We start from the raw sequence: 4136 nt of genomic DNA, 5'->3' as shown, positions 1-4136 counted from the left end.
CGTCACAGACTGTCTTAGATCAACAGCCAGTGTCATGGGGTCACGAGCTCTCGCACGTCAGGCCACGCCGACGTCCTTCCCCCTCAAGATCGAAGAGCCGACAATTGACCATACGCCGCGGAGAGCTGGGCGGTCGCTCGACCCTCAACCCATTGGAGTACGTGCCGTACCGCACTGGTTGCACATTCGGAATATTTATTGGCCAATCGCGGTAACGCGATTCAACCGCTCGTACGATTGCGCTGTGGCGCGGTCCTGCATATTTTCATTTGCGATGGTGTGACGTGCCCATTCCTCGGTCGTGACGGCAGTGTTCGAGCTCCTTGTCGTCCCCGGCCGTTGGGCACCTCGACAGTTCTGAAAATCCCGCAAGCGCCACCAAGGAGGAGTTCTGCGATGAAGAGACTAGTTGCGGTGGTAGCGTCAGCCGCATTAGTGTCAGCACTCGGCCCGTCTGCTCATGCGACCACCGCTCAAGCACTGCACACACGCGTGGGCGACAACACGGCGAAGGCCGCCCACACAAAAATCATCACGATCCGCCGCAGTGGCTGCACGTGGTTGGCTTACAGCAGCCATACAGGCGCCCATACCCGCAAGGTGCAGGGGGGATGCACAGGCCATTCATGGATTTATGTGCAGACCACCACCGGGTGGAAGAGTGGCTGGAAGCACAGCAGCGGCCAGGCTGGCTTCAGTATCCATAGTGGCCCGGCGAAGGGCCACGGCAAGATCAAGTACAGTTGGCACAAGACCCAGCGTAACGAGGCCGCTCGGTTCATCCAACACTAGGGAATGGCCGCACATGGGCGGCGCACAGGTGCCGCCATGCTGCTGGCCCGCCCCTTATGCACCGCCATTCGACATGATCGTTGAGTTATCACGGCCGAGGCTCCCGACCCAAGGTAGATCCACGAGAAGCGTGTCACGTGGATGCCTTGCGGCAAGCCCTCCCAGTTCCGTCCGAAGTCCTGCGCGGTCGACATGATCAGTGAGCCTTTTGCGTGCGCCCAGCAGAGCAGGAGATAAGCATTCACGTCCAGCGCGTTTCGGTTCTGTTGATCGCGCTGTGTGATCGTACAGAGGTATGGGAGGGTGCGGCCGGCTCCGGAACGTCAGGCGGTGACCGGGCCGGGTGGCATCCAGAGGTTGCCGAGGAGAGCGTCGCGCAGGACGGTCATGACGTCGAGGCCGTGTTTGCGCGCGGTGGACAGGTAGCCGCGTACGGCATACCGGTGCTCGGTCGCCTCTCCGAGCGGGGCCTGCCCGAGATCTTCTGCTGGGCTTTCGCTGGTCGCAGGTCCCGCTCGGCCTGATCATCGGTGGGTGGGATCCGCAGATCGCAGGTGTGAGCCCTGGCCAGCGGCGGGCCATGGAACTCCTCGTCGAGTACGGACGACGAGAGCCGGAGAAATGGGGACAGTGACCAGCCGATCCCGCCATCTGAGCGGCCCCCTCGGTGCCCATGACGCTCAGGGCGCGTGGCGAGGCTTCTTCGAAGCTCCTGCTTTTCGCCGACGACCTGCGCAGGTTGATCTCGGGAAAACGATCTATCCCGTTCCGGGAAGCGATCTTTAAGCGCCCGCTCCGTCCCAGGTCGGACCTACTCGTGCACCCGTAGGGGGACGGTCCCCGCCCGGGACTGGCAGGGTGGGGACCGTGTGATCAAGGTCGTCGGGCGAGCCCGACGAGAGATCGGGCTCGCGTTGCTATTGCTCGGCCAGCGCCCGTTGTGCGGCCGCACTCTGCTCGGCCTCGGCGCGCTGGCGGGCCAGCCGCCCTTCCTGCTTGGCCAGGGACGCCGCGTCGTGCTCGGCCTCGCGAGCGCGACGATGGGCCCTGCGCCGAGCACCTTCCTTGTCCAGCTCGGCGGCCTGCGGCAGTGACCGGTAGTGCGAGCAACCGGGCATTGACGCGGCATGCGGGAGGACGCGCGGCCTGCGGCTGCCCTACAGCCGCGAGCAGATCACTGAGGCGGCCGTCCGGATCGCCGATGCCGAGTGGCTGGAGGCCGCCACCATGCGGCGGATCGCCGCCGCGCTCGGCATTCCTTGATGAGAGGCGATTCGTTCACCCGCCGAGTGAGGCCACCGCCCGGCGAGTGACGTCGGCCGGGGCCGCGGCGATGACGTCATTGAGCGCGTCCATGGAAGCCTGAAGGTCGCTGATGGCCTGGGCGATGCGGTCGCGCTCCTGGTGGAGGTCGGCGAGCAGGTCCGAGCACGTGGGAACGAGACGGTCGCCGGTGTCCCGCAGGCACGGCAGGACCGTGGTGATCGTCGCGGTGTTCAGGCCGGCGGCCAGCAGGCTGCGGATGCGGCGGACGATGGCGACGTCCTCTTCGACGTACTCCCGGTAGCCGCTGGGGCGCCGCTGCGGGTGGAGCAGACCCTGTTCTCCGTAGTAGCGCAGCAGGTGCACCGCCACGCCGGTCCGCCGGGACAGCTCACCGATGCGCACAACGACCTCCTGATGCCAGGCGGGCAGTGCCCGCTCAACTTGACTCTCATACCGATGTGAGACTTCAACGTCTGCGGCATGAAGGCGAACAAGGGTTTCGCGACGCTCGCCGCATTGTGCGTAAGCGTCTTTGTCGTGGGCACCTCGGAGTACCTGATCGCCGGGCTGCTGCCCCAGGTCGGAGCCGATCTGGACGTCTCCGTGGGAACCGCAGGACAAGCGGTGACCGCATACGCGCTCGGAGTCGTGGTCGGAGGGCCGCTCATGGCCCTGCTGACCTCTCGTCTGCCGCGCAAGGGGCTCGCCATCGGCCTCATGCTGGTGTTCGCGGCGGGCAGCGCCATCAGCGCGGTGGCGCCGTCGTTCGGCCTGCTGTTGGCGGGCCGCGTGGTGTCCTCGCTCAGTCACGCCGCCTTCCTGGCTCTGGCGCTGGTGACGGCGACCCGGGTGGTCCCTCCCGAGAGGACGGGCTCGGCCATCGCCACCGTGGCCTCCGGCTTCACCGTGGCCACGCTCCTCGGAGTGCCCCTGGGGGCACTCCTCGGGCAGGGCGCCGGATGGCGGGCTCCATTCGCGGTGCTGACCGTTCTGTCTCTGGTGGGCACCATAGTCCTGGCCACCGTCCTGCCCCGGCAGGAGGCACCGTCCACGCGACTGCGTGACGAGCTGAACGTGGTGACGCGTCGGCCGGTCATGCTCGCCATCGCCACCACCGCGGTGGGCTTCTCCGGGGTCGCCACGGTGTTCACCTACATCGCCCCGCTGCTGACCCGCGTCTCCGGCTTCTCCGCCGCGGCGGTCTCCGGTCTGCTGCTCGCCTACGGCGCGGGCAGTTTCCTCGGCAACCTCATCGCCGGAAAGCTGACCGACAAGTCGATGAGCGCCACCGTACGAGGGGTCTTCGGCGGGTTGGCGGGGACGCTCTCGCTCATCCCGTTCGCCGTGGTGCGACAGCCCACCGCCGTGGCCGCGGTCCTGGTGCTCGGCCTGCTCGCCACCGCGACCATCGCCCCGCTGCAGGGACTGATCCTGCACCACGCGGGTGCCGCCCCGAACCTGGCCGTCTCGGTCAACGTGGGCGCCTTCAACCTCGCCGGCCGACCTCCCGCTCGGCGGCGGCCAGCCGGGCGAGCGCCTCCCGGCACGCGTGGACGGCCTCCTCCCGCTGGGCGAGCGCCGTCCGCTTCGCGCTGACCTTCTCGGCGTAGGCGGGTGATGGGCACGCACGTGAAGTGCAGCGGGCCGCCGCCTTGGTCGCCGCGCCGAGCTTCCAGCAGCTCGATCGTCGCCTCGGCCTCGCCGAGCCGCCGCTTGAGCTGGTCGACGGCTGTGATGTCGCGGCCGTGCTCGTCCACCGGGACCCACGGCCGCGCTCCCGACGCAGCCGGGCCTCAGCCCACCTCACGCAGTAGGCGTAGCCGGCGACCTCGACGCCAGGACATGACCAGACCGTAGGTCAGCGGGAAGGTCACTTCTCGGCTATCGGCCGACTACGTTCCGTTTGCCCACCGAATCCCAAGATCTGCAAAAGCCGTACCGGTTGAACGAGCAGCAGGTGGCCCGCCTGGAGCGCCCTAGGCCGCGTTTCAAAAGGATCTTTGAAACTTGCGGCGTGGCGGTGATCGATAACCGACGAGGTCTCCGGTAGTTGGTTCAACGACCAAGAAGAGCCAAGT

Annotated in this window: 5 protein-coding genes; 3 read left to right on the top strand and 2 right to left on the bottom strand. The window is 67.1% G+C overall.

Annotation, left to right across the window (positions count from 1 at the left end; translation table 11 throughout):
- Window positions 1–492: 492 nt before the first annotated feature.
- Both IEY82_RS38660 and IEY82_RS38655 read left to right on the top strand, forming a co-directional pair.
- Window positions 493–792: a hypothetical protein gene (locus IEY82_RS38660; RefSeq protein WP_189129267.1), complete on the top strand. Its 300-nt coding sequence runs from the start codon at window positions 493–495 to the stop codon at window positions 790–792.
- Window positions 793–1661: 869 nt separating this feature from the next.
- The gene (locus IEY82_RS38655; protein WP_189129266.1) at window positions 1662–1886 is read left to right on the top strand and encodes a hypothetical protein; all 225 of its coding nucleotides are present in this window, start codon (window positions 1662–1664) and stop codon (window positions 1884–1886) included.
- A gap of 184 nt (window positions 1887–2070) precedes the next feature.
- On the opposite strand, the gene IEY82_RS38650 is transcribed toward IEY82_RS38655, so the two are convergent.
- Window positions 2071–2460, bottom strand: coding sequence for a MerR family transcriptional regulator (locus IEY82_RS38650; protein ID WP_189129265.1), 390 nt, complete (start codon window positions 2458–2460; stop codon window positions 2071–2073).
- 78 nt (window positions 2461–2538) lie between these two features.
- Between IEY82_RS38650 and IEY82_RS38645 the strand changes: the two genes are divergently transcribed.
- A complete protein-coding gene (locus tag IEY82_RS38645; RefSeq protein WP_189129264.1) occupies window positions 2539–3654 on the top strand; it encodes an MFS transporter in 1116 nt (371 codons plus the stop codon).
- A 274-nt stretch (window positions 3655–3928) separates the two neighbouring features.
- Here the strand turns inward: IEY82_RS38645 and IEY82_RS39755 are convergent.
- A partial coding sequence (locus tag IEY82_RS39755) for a hypothetical protein (RefSeq protein WP_229697799.1) occupies window positions 3929–4136 on the bottom strand: 208 nt, incomplete at its 5' end.

It is taken from the genome of Nonomuraea cavernae, assembly GCF_014646355.1.
Taxonomy (GTDB): domain Bacteria; phylum Actinomycetota; class Actinomycetes; order Streptosporangiales; family Streptosporangiaceae; genus Nonomuraea; species Nonomuraea cavernae.
This window is presented reverse-complemented; position numbering and strand designations above follow the sequence as displayed.

Excerpts from the sequence above, each read along its gene's own strand:
- IEY82_RS38645 (WP_189129264.1), top strand. The coding sequence starts at position 2,539 with ATGAAGGCGAACAAGGGTTTCGCGACGCTCGCCGCATTGTGCGTAAGC.